Source organism: Streptomyces sparsogenes subsp. cuspidosporus (genome assembly GCF_039532705.1).
In the GTDB taxonomy this organism is placed as follows: domain Bacteria; phylum Actinomycetota; class Actinomycetes; order Streptomycetales; family Streptomycetaceae; genus Streptomyces; species Streptomyces sparsogenes.
This window is the reverse complement of the sequence record NZ_BAAASD010000013.1, coordinates 28,383-42,656: the sequence shown is the minus strand read 5'-3', so window position 1 is coordinate 42,656 and position 14,274 is coordinate 28,383. Positions and strand designations below refer to the sequence as shown.

At 71.7% G+C, this 14,274-nt stretch carries 11 protein-coding genes; 5 read left to right on the top strand and 6 right to left on the bottom strand.

Annotation, left to right across the window (positions count from 1 at the left end; genetic code table 11):
- Positions 1 to 187 precede the first annotated feature (187 nt).
- Complete coding sequence (locus tag ABFY07_RS17680; RefSeq protein ID WP_346175419.1) at positions 188 to 1,747, top strand: MFS transporter; 1,560 nt, start codon at positions 188 to 190, stop codon at positions 1,745 to 1,747.
- Here the strand turns inward: ABFY07_RS17680 and ABFY07_RS17675 are convergent.
- On the bottom strand, positions 1,666 to 2,562 hold the full coding sequence (locus ABFY07_RS17675; protein WP_346175418.1) for an arginase family protein: 897 nt from the start codon (positions 2,560 to 2,562) through the stop codon (positions 1,666 to 1,668). The genes ABFY07_RS17680 and ABFY07_RS17675 overlap by 82 nt on opposite strands.
- Positions 2,563 to 2,800: 238 nt before the next feature.
- Between ABFY07_RS17675 and ABFY07_RS17670 the strand changes: the two genes are divergently transcribed.
- Positions 2,801 to 3,181 (top strand): peptidase inhibitor family I36 protein, encoded by a 381-nt coding sequence (locus ABFY07_RS17670; RefSeq protein ID WP_346175417.1) that lies wholly within the window; start codon positions 2,801 to 2,803, stop codon positions 3,179 to 3,181.
- A 97-nt stretch (positions 3,182 to 3,278) separates the two neighbouring features.
- Here the strand turns inward: ABFY07_RS17670 and ABFY07_RS17665 are convergent, their stop codons facing one another.
- Together ABFY07_RS17665 and ABFY07_RS43150 are read right to left on the bottom strand one after the other, a co-directional pair.
- On the bottom strand, positions 3,279 to 4,226 hold the full coding sequence (locus tag ABFY07_RS17665) for an aldo/keto reductase (RefSeq protein WP_346175416.1): 948 nt from the start codon (positions 4,224 to 4,226) through the stop codon (positions 3,279 to 3,281).
- Positions 4,227 to 4,400: 174 nt separating this feature from the next.
- The gene (locus tag ABFY07_RS43150; RefSeq protein ID WP_428836947.1) at positions 4,401 to 5,117 is read right to left on the bottom strand and encodes a helix-turn-helix domain-containing protein; all 717 of its coding nucleotides are present in this window, start codon (positions 5,115 to 5,117) and stop codon (positions 4,401 to 4,403) included.
- 260 nt (positions 5,118 to 5,377) lie between these two features.
- Here ABFY07_RS43150 and ABFY07_RS17650 point away from each other — a divergent pair, with 260 nt between their 5' ends.
- Positions 5,378 to 6,043, top strand: a complete 666-nt coding sequence (locus ABFY07_RS17650; RefSeq protein WP_346175415.1) for a DUF4097 family beta strand repeat-containing protein — start codon at positions 5,378 to 5,380, stop codon at positions 6,041 to 6,043.
- A gap of 25 nt (positions 6,044 to 6,068) precedes the next feature.
- Here ABFY07_RS17650 and ABFY07_RS17645 read toward each other — a convergent pair whose 3' ends face one another.
- Together ABFY07_RS17645 and ABFY07_RS17640 are read right to left on the bottom strand one after the other, a co-directional pair.
- Positions 6,069 to 6,959 carry a bifunctional helix-turn-helix transcriptional regulator/GNAT family N-acetyltransferase gene (locus ABFY07_RS17645; protein WP_346175414.1) on the bottom strand — a complete coding sequence of 297 codons (891 nt, stop codon included), beginning with the start codon at positions 6,957 to 6,959 and terminating at the stop codon, positions 6,069 to 6,071.
- Positions 6,960 to 6,997: 38 nt separating this feature from the next.
- Entirely contained in the window at positions 6,998 to 10,084 is a 3,087-nt protein-coding gene (locus ABFY07_RS17640) for an NACHT domain-containing protein (RefSeq protein ID WP_346175413.1), read from the bottom strand.
- A 490-nt stretch (positions 10,085 to 10,574) separates the two neighbouring features.
- Between ABFY07_RS17640 and ABFY07_RS17635 the strand changes: the two genes are divergently transcribed.
- Entirely contained in the window at positions 10,575 to 11,405 is an 831-nt protein-coding gene (locus ABFY07_RS17635) for a M23 family metallopeptidase (RefSeq protein ID WP_346175412.1), read from the top strand.
- A gap of 103 nt (positions 11,406 to 11,508) precedes the next feature.
- On the opposite strand, the gene ABFY07_RS17630 is transcribed toward ABFY07_RS17635, so the two are convergent.
- Positions 11,509 to 12,144: a TetR/AcrR family transcriptional regulator gene (locus ABFY07_RS17630; protein ID WP_346175411.1), complete on the bottom strand. Its 636-nt coding sequence runs from the start codon at positions 12,142 to 12,144 to the stop codon at positions 11,509 to 11,511.
- Positions 12,145 to 12,304: 160 nt separating this feature from the next.
- On the opposite strand from ABFY07_RS17630, the gene ABFY07_RS17625 reads away from it, so the two are divergent.
- Positions 12,305 to 13,978: an MDR family MFS transporter gene (locus ABFY07_RS17625; protein ID WP_346175410.1), complete on the top strand. Its 1,674-nt coding sequence runs from the start codon at positions 12,305 to 12,307 to the stop codon at positions 13,976 to 13,978.
- Positions 13,979 to 14,274: the final 296 nt, after the last annotated feature.

The window sequence follows — 14,274 nt, the reverse complement described above, 5'->3', positions numbered from 1 at the left end:
GAGCCGTCGCACGCCGTGCCCCAGCGATACCCCCAGCGATACCCCCACCGATTCCCGCAGCGATTCCTCCGCCGATACCCCCACCGATTCCTCCGCCGGGGCTGCTGCCGATTCCCTCGCCGGTCCCCCACCGGGGTCCCCGCCGGGGGAGGGGCGGCGCCGGTGGGCCGTGCTGGCGGTGCTGTGCGTGAGCCTGCTGCTGTCCGGGATCGACCTGACCGTCACCCACGCGGCGATCCCGAGCCTGACCCGGGAGCTGCACCCCAGCGGCGTACGGCTGCTGTGGATCGTGGACGTCTACTCCCTCACCGTCGCCGCGCTCCTGGTGACCTGCGGAACACTGGGCGACCGGATCGGCCGCAAGCGCCTGGTGCTCTCCGGGTTCGCGCTGTTCGGCCTCGCCTCGGCCGGCGCCGCCTTCGCCCAGACCTCCGGGCAGCTCATCCTCGCCCGGGCGCTGCTCGGCGCCGGGACGGCCATGATCATGGCCTCGACGGCCGCGATCATCCGCGTCCTCTTCTCCGACGGCCGGGAACGTGCCCTGGCCCTGGGGGTCTGGACCGCCGCCCACAGCGTGGGCGCGGCGATCGGCCCGCTGGTGGGCGGGGCGCTCCTCCAGCGGTGGTGGTGGGGCTCGGTGTTCCTGGTCAATGTGCCGGTGGTCGCGGTGATCCTGGTGGCCGGGGCCCGGCTGATCCCCGAGTCCCGCGACCCGGTGCCCCGCCCCTGGGACCTGCTGGGCGTCGCGCTGTCCGTCACCGGTCTCGCGGGGGTCGTCTACGCCCTCAAACAAGCCGGAGCGCAGCCGCGCCCCGGGGCGGGCCCGGCCCTCGCGGGCGCCGTGGGCCTGGCGCTGCTGTTGTGGTTCGTACGGCGGCAGCGCCGGCGGCCGCAGCCGCTGCTGGACGTCTCGCTGTTCGCCGACCGCCGCTTCACGGCCGCCACCGTGTGCGTCCTCGGCTGCTTCGGCAGCTACACGGCGCTGCTCTTCTTCCTCACCCAGTGGTTCCAGCTCGTGGGCGGTGCGTCGCCGCTGCGCGCCGGGCTCCTGCTGCTCCCCCTAGCCGCGGCCAACGCGGTGGGCGCGGTCCTCGCGCCACTGGCGGCGCGCCGCTGGGGCAACCGCCGGGCGCTCACCGGGGCGCTCGCGCTGTTCTCCGGCGCGCTGCTCTTCCTGTGCGCCGGGGGCGGGCCCGGGCACCACGGCGTGACCGCCGTCGCCCTCCTCGCCTCGGGGCTCGGCGCGGGCGTGGTGATGACCCTGGGCGCGGACGCCATCATGTCCTCGGCGGACCCGGACCGCGCCGGGGAGGCGGCCGCGATCCAGGAGACGTCCTTCGAACTCGGCGCGGGCCTCGGCGTCGCGGCCCTCGGCACCGCCCTCGCCGCGACCTACCGCGCCGCGCTGCCCTCCTCCGTCCCCGGCGTCCCGCCCGCGGCACACGCCGCCGCGCGGGAGTCGATCGGCACGGCCGACACCGCCGCCCACCACCTCCCCGCGCCCGCCGCCGACCTGTTGCACGCGGCGGCGCGCGACGCGTACGACCGGGGCTTCACGGTCGTCACCCTGGTGGCGGCGGCTGTCGTGGCTCTGACCGCCGCCCTGGCGGCGCTGCTCCTGCGGCCGGGGCAGGGCCGGGGCCGGGGACGGGGCCGGGGCCGGGGTCAGGGACGGGCGAAGGAGCGCTCCAGGAGGTCGGCCAGGAGGGCGGCGCAGGAGCAGTCGGGGTCGAGGTCGGGGTCGTAGATGGTGACGTTGAGGCCGACGCAGCGCTCCGACCGCACCAAGGTCCGCAGCAGGGCGGTGAGTTCCTCCGGCAGGAGTCCGTCGGGGTCGGGGCTGTCGACCGCGGGCATGACGGACGGGTCGAGCACGTCCGCGTCCAGATGCACCCAGAACCCGTCGGTCACGGGCGCTTCCAGGGACCGCAGCACCTCCCGTGCCAGATCCTCCGGGCCCCGCTCCCGGATCTCCCCGACCGACGCGTTCATGATCTTCAACTGGGCGAGCTCGGCCCGGTCTTCGTCGTAGTCGCGGATGCCCAGGACCCGTACGTCCTCGTCCCTCAGGTACGGCCGCAGCCCCTCGATGTCCGTCAGGTCCGCCTGCCCGCGGCCGGTCCCGAGGGCCAGCTCCTCGCCGCCCGCGGCGCCGATCCGCTCGGAGTTCCCGGGGTGCCGGAAGTCCGCGGAGGCGTCGATGGCGGCGAGTCCGTACCGCCCGATGCGCCGGAGCGCGAGCGAGGCGCCGAGCTGGATGGAACAGTCCCCGCCCAGGACCACGGGGAAGTCCCCGGCCCGGACGTGGCGCTCGACGCGGTCGGCGAGCTTGCGGGTGTACGCGGCGATCGCCTCGGCGTTGAACACGCCGTCGCCCTCCTGCCAGCCGCCGCGGTCGTAGCGCGGCGGTACGACGACCCCGCCCTCGTGCGCCCCGAGCCGCTGCGGGAGCCGCTGCTCGCGCAGCGCGCCGGCCAGCTTGTAGCACCCGGGCACGGTGCCCTCGGCGGGCGGTCGCAGGCCGAGGTTGGACGGGGCATCGATCACGACGAGGCGGCGCATCGGCCCAGTCTGGCGGGCGGGGTTCCGTGGGGCCAGGGCCTTCGCTCCCGGCGGAACTCCCATGTCGACAGCGCTCAAGCAGCGCTCCGGCGGTACTCCGGCAGCCTTCCGGCGGTACTCCGGCGGCGCTCCGGCAAAGCACCTGGTCCGCGCGAGCACACTGCGGGGAGTGTCATGTGCTCCGCGCCGGGCGCTCGGTGCCCGGCCGGGGCAGTCGTGCAAGGAAGGAGCCCTTGTCGTGCCTCGTATCCGCTCATTCGCCCTCGTCTCGGCCGCCCTGGCCGCCGCCTTCGCGAGCGTGCCCACCGCGACCGCGACCCCCGCGGCGCCGGCCGCCCCGGCGGCCTACAACTGCACCGCCGGATACTTCTGCATCTACAGCGACTGGAACGGTGGCGGCACCCGATGCCAGTGGCAGCAGCCCAGCAAGGCCAACACCGCCGATGACTGTTCCTTCATCCGGAACGGCCGGAACGTCCGCTCCGTGTGGAACGGAACGGGCCGGCGGAAGCAGTACTACAGCAAGACGAACTACCACTCCCGCCTAGGGTCCACCTCCGCGGGCGCGGGCGGCAATCTGCAGGGCAACTACCAGATCCGTTCGTTCAAGCCCCAGTAGGGCGCATCGGGCGGGGCGGGCCCCTGGGGGCGCGCCCCGCTTCGCCGCGCGCCGCACATGAGTCATGGGGCGGCTCGCGGCGCCGGGTCGCCGGCCGTCAGGCCGTCTCGTCGAGGAGGCGCCGGTGTTCGGCGGGAAGCCGCAGCCGGGCCCCGGCGAGTGCCTCGTCCAGCTGCTCCACGTCGCTGACGCCGACGATCGGGGTGATGGCCGGCTGCCCGCCGGTCAGCCAGGCCAGGACGACCTGGTTGCGGCTCACCCCGAGTTCCCCGGCCACCGTGTCCAGGGCCGCCAGCCGCCGGGAGGTGCCGGGGTGGTCGTAGGCATCGGGAAGGGGGCGGTCCGGGCGGCTGTAGGAGCCGTTCAGCAGGGCGGTGTACGCCCACAGGGACAGGTCCGGCTCGCTGTCGACGTAGTCGATGACTTCGTCGGTGACCCAGCCGAACCGGTGGGACTGGTCGGGCACCGGCGCGCCGGGGCGGGGCTGGAGGTAGGAGTGGCGCAGCTGGAGCGCGGTGTACTTGGCCCAGCCGTGGTCCCTGGCGGTCTGCCGGGCCCGCTCGACCCGCCACACCGGGTGGTTGGAGCACCCCAGCCGGCCCACGACGCCCTCGGCCGCCAGCGCGCCGAAAGCCTCGGCGGTCTCCTCCGCAGGGACCGTACGGTCCTCCATATGGGCCCAGTACAGGTCGATCCGGTCGGTGCCCAGCCGGCGCAGGCTGCCCTGGACAGCGGCCTTGAGCCGCGGTGCGGACAGGCCCTCGCGGTTGGCCGGCCAGTCGCCGGGGCCGACGGGTTGGGCGCCCGCCTTGGTGCTGAGGTACATCTGGTCCCGCCGGCCGGGGCGGCGGGCCAGCCACCGCCCGATGACCTCCTCGCTGTGCCCGCCGCGGCCGCTCGGGTCGGACCAGAAGGCGTAGCAGTTGGCCGTGTCGACCAACGTCCCGCCGGCGTCCGCGAAGCGGTCGAGGAGGGTTGACGACGTGGTGGGGTCGACCTTGGTGCCGAATCCCATGGTTCCCAGCGCGAACTTCACATCGGGCACAGCTCGGTCCTTCCCTGATGGCGAACGGCGAACGGTGAGGACATGCGTTCCGTGCCGGTCAGGGTGGCAATTGAAGTGCGCTCCATGGCAAAGCGGATGGGGCGGGTCGCGGGGGTGAGGTCGAAGCGCTCCAGGAGTTCGGGATGAGGGGTGAACGCTGTGTCGAAGGAGCCTTCAGGGCTTGGGCTCGGGGTGGAGGACTTCGCGGGCCTGTTCGGCGGCGCGGGTGATGCTTTCGCTGATGAAGTCGAGGAAGCGGGCGATGTTCTCCAGGCGGGCGGCCGCGGGAGTGTGGGGACCGAGGACGGTGACGCCCTGGCGCGCGATCTCGACGAGCTGGTCGTTGGCACGGGCGCTGGCGATCGTCGCCTGGTAGAAGAGTTCGTCGTCGACGACGTAGCGGTCGCGGCGGCGTTCGTCGCGCTCTCGGCGCACGAGGCTCTGACTCTCCAGGAAGGCGATCGCCTTGGAGATGGACGCCGGGCTGACCTGGAGGCGCTGGGAGAGTTCGGACGCGGTGAGGCTGCCGGCGTCGGTGGTGAACAGGCAGGTCAGCACCCGAGCCGCCATCTTGGGCAGGCCCGAGCCCATGAGGACGGTGGTGAGCGTCTCCTCGTACTCGGACACGGCCTCGGTGTCGCGGCCGTGAGCCTGGCGGGCTGACTCCGGCCCTCGGGAGGCGGCCGGCCTGCGCCGGTGGGCGCGGCGCTCGGTGGCGCGGTGGGCCAGGTCGGCGCGGTAGGCGGTGGGGCCGCCGTTGCGCATCACCTCGCGCGTGATGGTCGAGGTCGGACGGTCGAGGCGGCGGGCGATCTCGGCGTAGGGGAGGCTGTCGGCCAGCCCCAGCGCGATCTGCTGGCGTTCCTGCTGGGTGAGCCTGCCTCCCGGCATCGCGGTCTCCTTGGTACTCGTCGTGTGCTCGTCATGTGCTCGTCGTGGTGGTCCCCGGTCCCTCGACTATAGCGTTCACTCTTCACTCATTGCAATGATCCTGGTTGGGATCGTTGCATTACTGTCCATGTCATTGCAATCAATTCTGGCCTGTGAGCTGCATTTATGTCCTAGTGATGCAACGAGCGTGTTGCATGCTTTTGGAAAGCAACGTAGCGTTTCTGGTGTCGGAAACAAGGAACGCACAACAGGAGAGCCTGATGCAGAAGTTCGAGACCCCCGCCCCGATCACCGCCGTCGTGGACATCCCCGCCGGGCGCGTCCAGTTCATCGCGGCCCCCCGCGTCGACACCACCGTCGAGGTCCTGCCCGCCAACCCCTCCAAGAGCCGCGACGTCCAGACCGCCGAGCAGACCACCGTCGCGTACGCCGACGGCGTCCTGCGGATCCACACCCCCGAGCCCAAGGGCCAGCTCTTCGGCGGCTCCGGATCCGTGGAGGTCACCGTCCAGCTCCCCGCCGGCTCCCACGTCGAGGCCAAGACCGCCGGCTCGGAGTTCCGTGGCGTGGGCCGCCTCGGCGACATCGCCTTCGAAGGCGCCTACCGCCGGATCAAGATCGATGAGGCCGCGAGCGTCCGCCTCACCGCCACCGACGGCGATGTCGAGGTCGGCCGTCTGGGCGGCCCGGCGGAGATCAGCACCGCGCGTGGTGACATCCGGATCGCCGAGGCCATGCGCGGCGCGGTCGTGCTCCGCACCGAGTCCGGCGATATTTCGGTCACCGCCGCCGCCGGCGTCTCGGCCGCCCTGGATGCCGGTACCGGCTACGGGCGCGTCAGCAACTCCCTCAAGAACGACGGCACCGCCGACCTCGACATCCGCGCCACCACCTCGCACGGCGACATCACCGCCCGCAGCCTGTGAAGGGGTGGACGCGGCAAGGCCTCGATCAGCCCTGGGCGATCCGCTTCTCGAACCAGTGGTGGGCGTACGGCTCGTCGTTGAAGGCCGGGACCTCCTGGAAGCCGGCGGAGTGGTAGAGGCCGATCGCGGCGTCGAGCGCCTTGTTGGTGTCCAGGCGCAGGACGTCGCAGCCGTGCCGGGCCGCCCGCGCCTCCAGCTCGGTGAGGAAGCGGCGGGCCAGGCCGAGGCCGCGGGTGTGGGGGGCGACCCACATGCGTTTGATCTCGGCCGGGGCGCCGGGCGGCAGCTTCAGGCCGGCGCAGCCGACCGGTTCGCCGTGCAGCCGGGCGACCAGGAACAGGCCGCGCGGGGGCCGCAGCTCGCCCGCGTCGGGCAGCAGGCTCCGTGCGGGGTCGAAGCCGGTGTCGAAGAGCTCCCGCAGCTCGGTGAAGTAGGACCGCAGGCAGTGCCGGGCGTCGGGGTGGTCCGGGTCGACGGGGTCCAGGGTGACCGTCGCGGCGGTCAGTAGCCGGTCGACCTCGGCCATGGCCGCCACCAGCCGGGCGCGCTGGGCGGCGTTGAGCGGCTCCAGCAGGGAGCCGGCCAGCTCGTCGCTGCGGCGGTCGAGGGTGGCGCGCTCCGCGCGGCCCGCGTCGGTGAGGCGGACGGTGCGCACCCTCCGGTCCTCCGGGTGCGGCTCCACCGTCACCAGGCCGTCGCTTTCCAGGGCGCGCAGCAGCCGGCTGGCATAGCCCGAGTCGAGCCCGAGGCGCTCGCGCAGCCGCCGTACGTCCTGGCCCCGGTCGCCGATCTCCCAGAGCAGCCGGGCCTCGCCGATGGGCCGGTCGCGGCCCAGGTAGTGGTCGTGGAGCACGCCCACGCGCTCGGTGACGGTGCGGTTGAACCGCCGCACCTGATTGATCGGTGACACATCCATTCTCTGACTTTAGTCAGAGAAATGCGGAGTCTCCAACGTCATCCCACGGGGTCGGCCGGCACGCCCGTACGCCGGGGCACCGCGTCGAGCACCTTGACGGTGACGCCGGTGAGCGATTCGGCGCCGGTGATCTCCGCGCGAGCCACGTAGACGGCCTCGAGGGAGGAGACTCCGGCGAGCGGGGTGAGGTCGAGGCGGCCGGTGTCGGGGCTGCTGCGGAAGGTGATGCCGAGCTGGCGGAGGTCGGGGAGCGCCTCGGCGATCCAGGTGGCATCCAGCTCGGGATCGTAGACGTGGAGGTCGAGCCAGGTGATCCCGGCCGGGAAGGCGCGCGGCGGCATGGCGGGGGACTCGATGTTGATCTTCAGGTGCCGCAGCGTCGTCAGGGTGTCCAGGCCCTGGGGGAACTCCTTCCCGGACGCGCCCACGCGCCACGGGGAGAAGTCGAGGCTCTGGAGCGACAGCGCGGACAGCGGCGTCAGGTCCTGGACCCGGGAACACGCGGTGAGGACCAGAGTGCGCAGGCTCGCCAGATGGCTCAGGGCGCTCAGGTCGGTGAGGACGTCGTTGCGGTCGAGCCTGAGATGGGTGAGCCGGCCGAGGGAGGGGCTGACACGCAGCTCGTCCTCGCCGAAGTCGCCCCGTAGCTGGAGTTTCGTCACGCCGCCCATGCTGTCGAGCAGACGGAGGTGTTCCTGCGTCTCGGCCACGAAGTACAGGCCGTCCGGGTCGAGGCGGGAAATCACCTCGGTGAAGTAGCGCTCGGTGTCGAACCGTCCCCAACTCGTGGCGAGCTGCGAGCGGACGAGAAGCTCGGGGTGGTCCGTGAACCGGGAGAGATAGGGGATGGCCGCGTCGGTGCCGACATGGGAGGCGGTGATCACGCAGCTGTAGGCCTGGGCGTCGGTCAGTTCATCGGGGGGCGGCAGGAGCTCCAGCACGAGGGGGCCCACCGTCGCCATTTCGCGGGCCCGATGCGCGTCCAGCGGTGGGATGAAGCCCTTGGCGTGCCAGGTGACCTCGTCGCGCACCTGGGGGTCGAGGTCGGGGGCGTGGTCCAGACAGGCCAGGGCCAGCAGGAAGATCCGCAGTGCCGAGTCGGAGTTCTTCCTGGCCCGGCCCACCATCTTGGTGAGGAGGTTGGCCCGCTCACGTGGCCGGGCGTGGGCGACCGCCATGCGGATGACGTCCTCCCACTGGATGTCGGCGGCGTGCTCGACGAGCAGCCCGAAGTCGCCTTCCTCCACGGCCGCCTTCGCGCCGAGGAAGTCCTGGAACGTGCGGTGGACGAAGTCGATCGTGCCGACGGACGGCTCGCGGAGCAGACCGCTGCGCAGCAGCAGGTGGTTCAGGATGCGCGGGGCGTCGCCGAGCGCGGCGGCCGAGGGGACGGACGGGAGGGCGTCGGCGATGATGCGCTCGGCCTGGGAGCGGTCGAGCTCCGCCTCACCGTTGCGGATGAGGTAGTACGCGAGCCGCTGGAGGAGCTGGACCTGCGGCTCCTCGTCGAGCTGGACGTCGCCGGGGGCGTAGATGTGGCGTTCGGTGTCGCGCCGGGTGAGCAGCATGGACAGCGCCGCGTCGTACAGCGCCTTGCGGCCGGGCGGCAGATAGCCGCGGCGGGCCCGGTGCAGGGCGCAGATCAGGCCGCACATGAGGGGGTTGGTGGCGAGGAGCCCGAGGTCCGGTTTGGTGCGTACGGCGGTGTGGAGGGCCGACTGGTAGCCGTCGAGGGCGGCGCGGTCCTCGGCGGTCCGGCAGGTCGCGCGGGCGGCGTCGTGCCAGCGGTCGATGAAGGCGCCGAGGTCGTCGTGGCTCATGGGGGCCAGGGCGAACTCGGCGAAGCCTTCGGTCTCCAGCCAGTCGTCGGCGACGGCGGAGGGGCGGGAGGTGACCAGCCACAGGTTGTCGGGGTAGGCGAGCAGGAGATCGCTCAGCCAGGCGCGGGTGCGCTCGCGGTCGCGCTCGGGGATCTCGTCGATGCCGTCGATGAGCAGCAGCCCGCGCCCGGCGCTCAGCACGCGGTCGGCCCAGCCGGTGGGCTGGGCGGCGTGCCGGGGGTTGTGGACGGCGGCGAGGAAGCGGTCGGGGGTGGGGAGGGTGTCCTGGCGGGCGATGGTGCGCAGCGGCAGGACGAAGGGGACGCGGCCGATGAGCTGCTCCATGCCGCGCGGCGGCTCCTGGCGGGCGGCGCAGACGGCGAGCCACTGGACGAGGGTGGTCTTGCCGGAGCCCGCGACGCCGCGCAGCAGGACCCGGCTGTGGCCGGCGAGGGCCTGGTCGGCGGGGACGGGGGCGGCCACCTCGCCGCCGGGCGCGGTGGCTTCCCCGGCGGGGAGGATGGCTTCGCCGCCGGGGAGGGTGGCTTCGCCGGCGGGGGTGGCGGCGGCCCGGTCGCGCGGCGGGACGATCGCCTCCAGGCTCAGATACGCGGCGTCCAGGGGCCAGCTGGCCTCCGTGTGGCTGAGGTCGATGCCGACGATGGTCAGCGTCCCGTACTTCTTCTGTACGAAGTAGGCGTAGTCCTTCTCGAAGCCCGCGTCCTCGGCCGACTGGGAGGGGATGCGCTCGATCAAGATGTCGATCTTCGTGATGAGGTCGGCGAGCTGACCGCTCTGTTCGACGAGGGTGCGGGATACAAAGGTCGAGCGCTGGGTGAAGAAGTTCAGGATGTGCAGGCAGGCGGTGTCCACGAGGCGCCGGTAGAGCGCCGTCGCGGCTTGGCTGAGGAAGAGCTTGTGGCCCTTGGCCAGGGTGGCGCCGATGAGCATGCGGGCCAGGGCCTGATGGCCGAGCCGCACGGCCTGCACATCGTCCATGTCCAGGTCGCCCAGCGCCTGGAGCGTGGTCGCCAGGTGCATGGCGACGATCTCGTCCTCGTCGGCGGGGCACGGTCGTTCCCCCGGCCCCGCGGTCTCCACTGCGCGCTGTACCAGCTGGGTGGCGATCTTCTGGAGGTTCTTCTCCGTCAGCGTGCGCTTCTCGCCCTTGAACGAGACGAGTCCGGAGACGCGGACCGGCTGGTCGACCAGAGCGGCGCCGGGGCCCTCCTGCACGAAGAGCTTCTTGATCAGCGGCGTCACGGCGGCCGAGGTGAGACGAACGCCGATGGTTGCGGGATCCACGTCCCCATCCCCCCGATGGCTGGTGCGGCGCGGTGGCCGGCGGCTTCTGACCGGACAGCGTACCGGGGGCCGTATGGTCTTTGGTCCCGAAACGGACATCGAATGGCCGGGGCGGTGATCGGCGATCTTATGGCGCGGTGATATGGCACACAGGTCATCGGGGCCCTACTACGGAAAATAGTGAGTGCCTTCGGCTATGGGGTGCGCACACGTCGGTCGCGGTCGTCCGGGTTTGCGGATCTGGCCCCACACTGTGGAATCCGTGCAGGTCAGTGGGGGTGACCGAGGCGGTCCTTTCCGATTCCTGAGGGTGTGATCAGAGATATCGGACCGCGCCCCGGGCCCCGGCGGAATTTTGGGTGCGACCCCTTTTCGTACGGCGCGGATTAGTAGTGACGCGGGTTGGCCTCATGGCCCCGCCGGGTTAACAAAGAACGTCTGTTCCGGTCCCCGGCCGGGACTCACCCATGTTTCTGGAGGTAGCCCCCCTATGTCCCCGCGCGCCAAATCCCGTTATTCGAGCAAGTCCGCTCTGCGTGCCCGCGCCGCCGTACTGGTCGCGGGCATGGGGGCCTCGCTGGCGCTGGGGGCGGGCGTCGCGCTCGCCGCGGACACCGCGCAGAGCAACAGCGCGCTGTCGGTGGCTCCGGCCGGTGACCTCGGCAAGTCGGTGCAGGCCCAGGCCGACGCGCTGCAGAAGGCGATCGACGCGGAGAAGGCGGCGGCGAAGAAGGCGGCCGCCGAGAAGGCCGCCAAGGAGGCCGCGGCCGAGAAGAAGGCCGCGGAGCTCGCCGCCGCCAAGAAGAAGGCGGCGGAGGAGGCGGCGGCCAAGGCGAAGAAGGCCGCCGAGGAGCGCCAGAAGGCCGCGGAGGCGGCGAAGAAGGCCGCCGAGGCCAAGGCCCGCTCCTGGGAGACGCCGGTCGCCTCCTACTCGATCGGCGCCGCCTTCGGTCTCGCGGGCAACCTCTGGGCCCACAACCACAGCGGGCAGGACTTCGTCGTGCCGAGCGGCACCTCGGTGCGCGCCGCCCACGGTGGTGTGGTGGTCAAGGCCGGCGGCAACGGCGCCGGCGACGGCCCCGCGTACGGCAACGCCATCGTCATCAAGCACGACGACAACACGTACTCCCAGTACGCCCACCTGTCGCAGGTGAAGGTGTGGGTGGGGCAGACCGTGACGACCGGTCAGGAGATAGGCCTCTCCGGGAGCACCGGTAACTCGACCGGTCCCCACCTGCACTTCGAGATCCGTACGACGCCGAACTACGGCTCGGCCGTCGAGCCGCTGGCCTTCCTGCGCTCGCACGGCGTCAAGGTCTGAGACACCGAGACACGGCCGGGCGCTGACCTCCGCCTCCGAGGACCCCGCCCCCGCCCCCGAGCACCCCGCCCCGGCGCTGAGACCCCGCGCCGGGAGCGGGGTTTCAGCGCGCGTCGGGGGTGTCGGGGATGTTGGGGGCGTCCGGGGCCTCGGACGCTCCGGGCTTTTCCCGCGCGTTCGCCTGTGCCAGGAGGTCGAGAGCGACCTCGAGGATGGCCTTCCGCTTCTCCTCGGGGTCGGCTTCGAGGTGCTGCATGGCGAACTGGGCCGTGTGCATGACGAAGAGCGCGCTGAGGCCGCGGACCTGGTCGGTCAGCGGGGCTTCGGGATCCCTCAGCAGGTCGCTCATGGCGAGCATCCGGTCCTTGAGGGTCTCGCCGGGGCGCAGATGGCTCATCGCCGCCTGGTTCTGCTGCATGAACCGGAACAACGGGAGGGCGTTTTCGAGCGCCAGGCTGTAGCGGCGGACCAGCTCCTGCTTGGTCTCCAGGGTGCGGGGCTGCCCGCGGCCCCAGTCGAGCAGCTCGTCCAGCGGCCGGGCCAGGTCCTGGAAGATGCTGATGAGGATGTCTTCCTTGGTCTTGAAGTGGTAGTACAGGGCGGCCTTGGTGACCTCGAGCCGCTCGGCGATCTCGCGCAGCGAGGTCTTCTCGTACCCCTGCTCGCCGAAGAGTTCCAAGGCCACGTCCTGGATGCGCTGCCGGGTGTCGCCCCGGCGCGCCTGCGGTGTGCTGCCCATGGTGCTCTCCTGTGGTCGTGGGGCCTCGCGGGGCCGAACAAAACTTACTTGACGCCCGGCTAGTAGACGCCGTACCTTCTCCACTGTACTCAACTAGCCGGGCGGCAAGTAAGTAGCCCGGGTACAGCGATCGGCCGCACCCCAGGGGGAAGTGGAGAGCATGTCCCAGAATCAGTCCGAAGGCGGAGTACCTTCCGCGTCGCCGCGGCGCGACGCGGAAGCGGCGCCGTCCAGCGCGGAGGCGGCATTGCCCGGCGCGGAGGCGGCGTCGGGCCGTAAGCCCCGCTCCACCGGCGTAGTGATCTTCGCGCTGATGATCGCCATGCTGCTCGCGATGCTCGACAACATGATCGTCGGCACCGCGATGCCGACCATCGTCGGCGAGCTCGGCGGGCTCAACCACCTCTCCTGGGTGGTCACCGCGTACACCCTGGCGACCGCCGCCTCCACCCCCATCTGGGGAAAGCTCGGCGACATGTACGGCCGCAAGGGCATGTTCCTCACGTCCATCGTCGTCTTCCTGGCCGGCTCGGCCCTGTCCGGGGCCGCCCAGGACATGGGGCAGCTGATCGGCTTCCGCGCCCTTCAGGGCCTGGGCGCCGGCGGTCTGATGGTCGGCGTGATGGCGATCATCGGCGATCTGGTCCCGCCCCGGGAGCGCGGTCGCTACCAGGGCATGATGGCCGGTGTGATGGCCGTGGCCATGATCGGCGGCCCGCTGGTCGGCGGCACCCTCACCGACCACCTCGGCTGGCGCTGGATCTTCTACATCAACGTCCCGCTCGGCGCGATAGCCCTGGCCGCGATCACCACGGTGCTGCACCTGCCGAAGAAGCGCGCGCAGGCACGGATCGACTACATCGGCGCCGCGCTGCTCACCATAGGCATCACCTCCCTGGTGCTGATCACCACCTGGGGCGGCAACGAGTACGCGTGGGGTTCGGCCCAGATCATCGGTCTCGGCGTGCTGGGCGTCGCCGCGCTCATCGCCTTCGTGGCCGTCGAGCGCCGGGTCGCCGAGCCCGTGCTGCCGCTGCACATCTTCCGTAACGGCAACTTCTCGCTCATCACGGTGATCGGCTTCCTCACCGGCTTCGTGATGTTCGGGTCGATGACCTTCCTCCCGCTCTTCCAGCAGACCGTCCAGGGCGCCACCGCCACCAACTCCGGCCTGCTGCTGCTCCCGATGCTGCTGGGCATGCTGGCCGTCTCGCTGATCTCGGGGCGGGTCACCACCCAGACCGGCAAGTACCGGATCTTCCCGATCCTCGGCGGCGGCCTGATGGTGGTGGGCATGTTCCTGCTGGCCCTGATGGACACCGGCACCACCCGCCTGACCTCGGGCATCTACATGGCGGTGCTCGGCGCCGGCATGGGCTTCCTGATGCAGACCTCCATGCTCATCGCGCAGAACAGCGTCGAGATGAAGGACATGGGCGTCGGCTCCTCCTCCGCCACCCTCTTCCGCACCCTCGGCGGCTCCTTCGGCGTCGCCATCCTCGGCGCCCTCTTCACCAACCAGGTGCGGGACACCATGATCGCCCGGGTCGGGGAGAAGGGCGCGGCGATCACCTCCGGTGGCGCCCAGCTCGACCGTGAGAGCCTGAAGAAGCTGGCCCCGGAGATCAGGGACGCGTACACCCACGCGGTGGCGGACGGGGCGCACCAGGTCTTCCTGTGGGGCGCGGTGATCAGCGTCGTCGGCTTCCTCGCCGCCTGGTTCATCAAGGAGGTCCCGCTGCGCGGGTCCGCCCCGAAGCCCAAGACGGAGGGCCAGGACCAGGGGCAGGACCAGACCCCGGCAGGCCAGGCCCCGGTGGTCGAGGCGGTCTGACCCGGCGGTACGGGGGGCGGAAAACACGAGGCGCGGTCGGTGCGGTGGCACCGGCCGCGCCTTTGTCTGCTCGTACGGGCGCGCCTCGCGCGTTCGTACGGCCGCGTCTTCTGCGTTCGTACGGGCGCGGGTCGGCGAAGCACGTCAGGCAGGCCCCTCAGTCCGGCCCCCTCAGTCCGGCCCCCTCAGTCCGGCCCCCTCAGTCCGGCCCCCTCAGTCCGGCCCCCTCAGTCCGGCCCCCTCAGTCCGGCCCCCTCAGTCCGGCCCCCTCAGTCCGGCCCCCTCAGTCCGGCCCC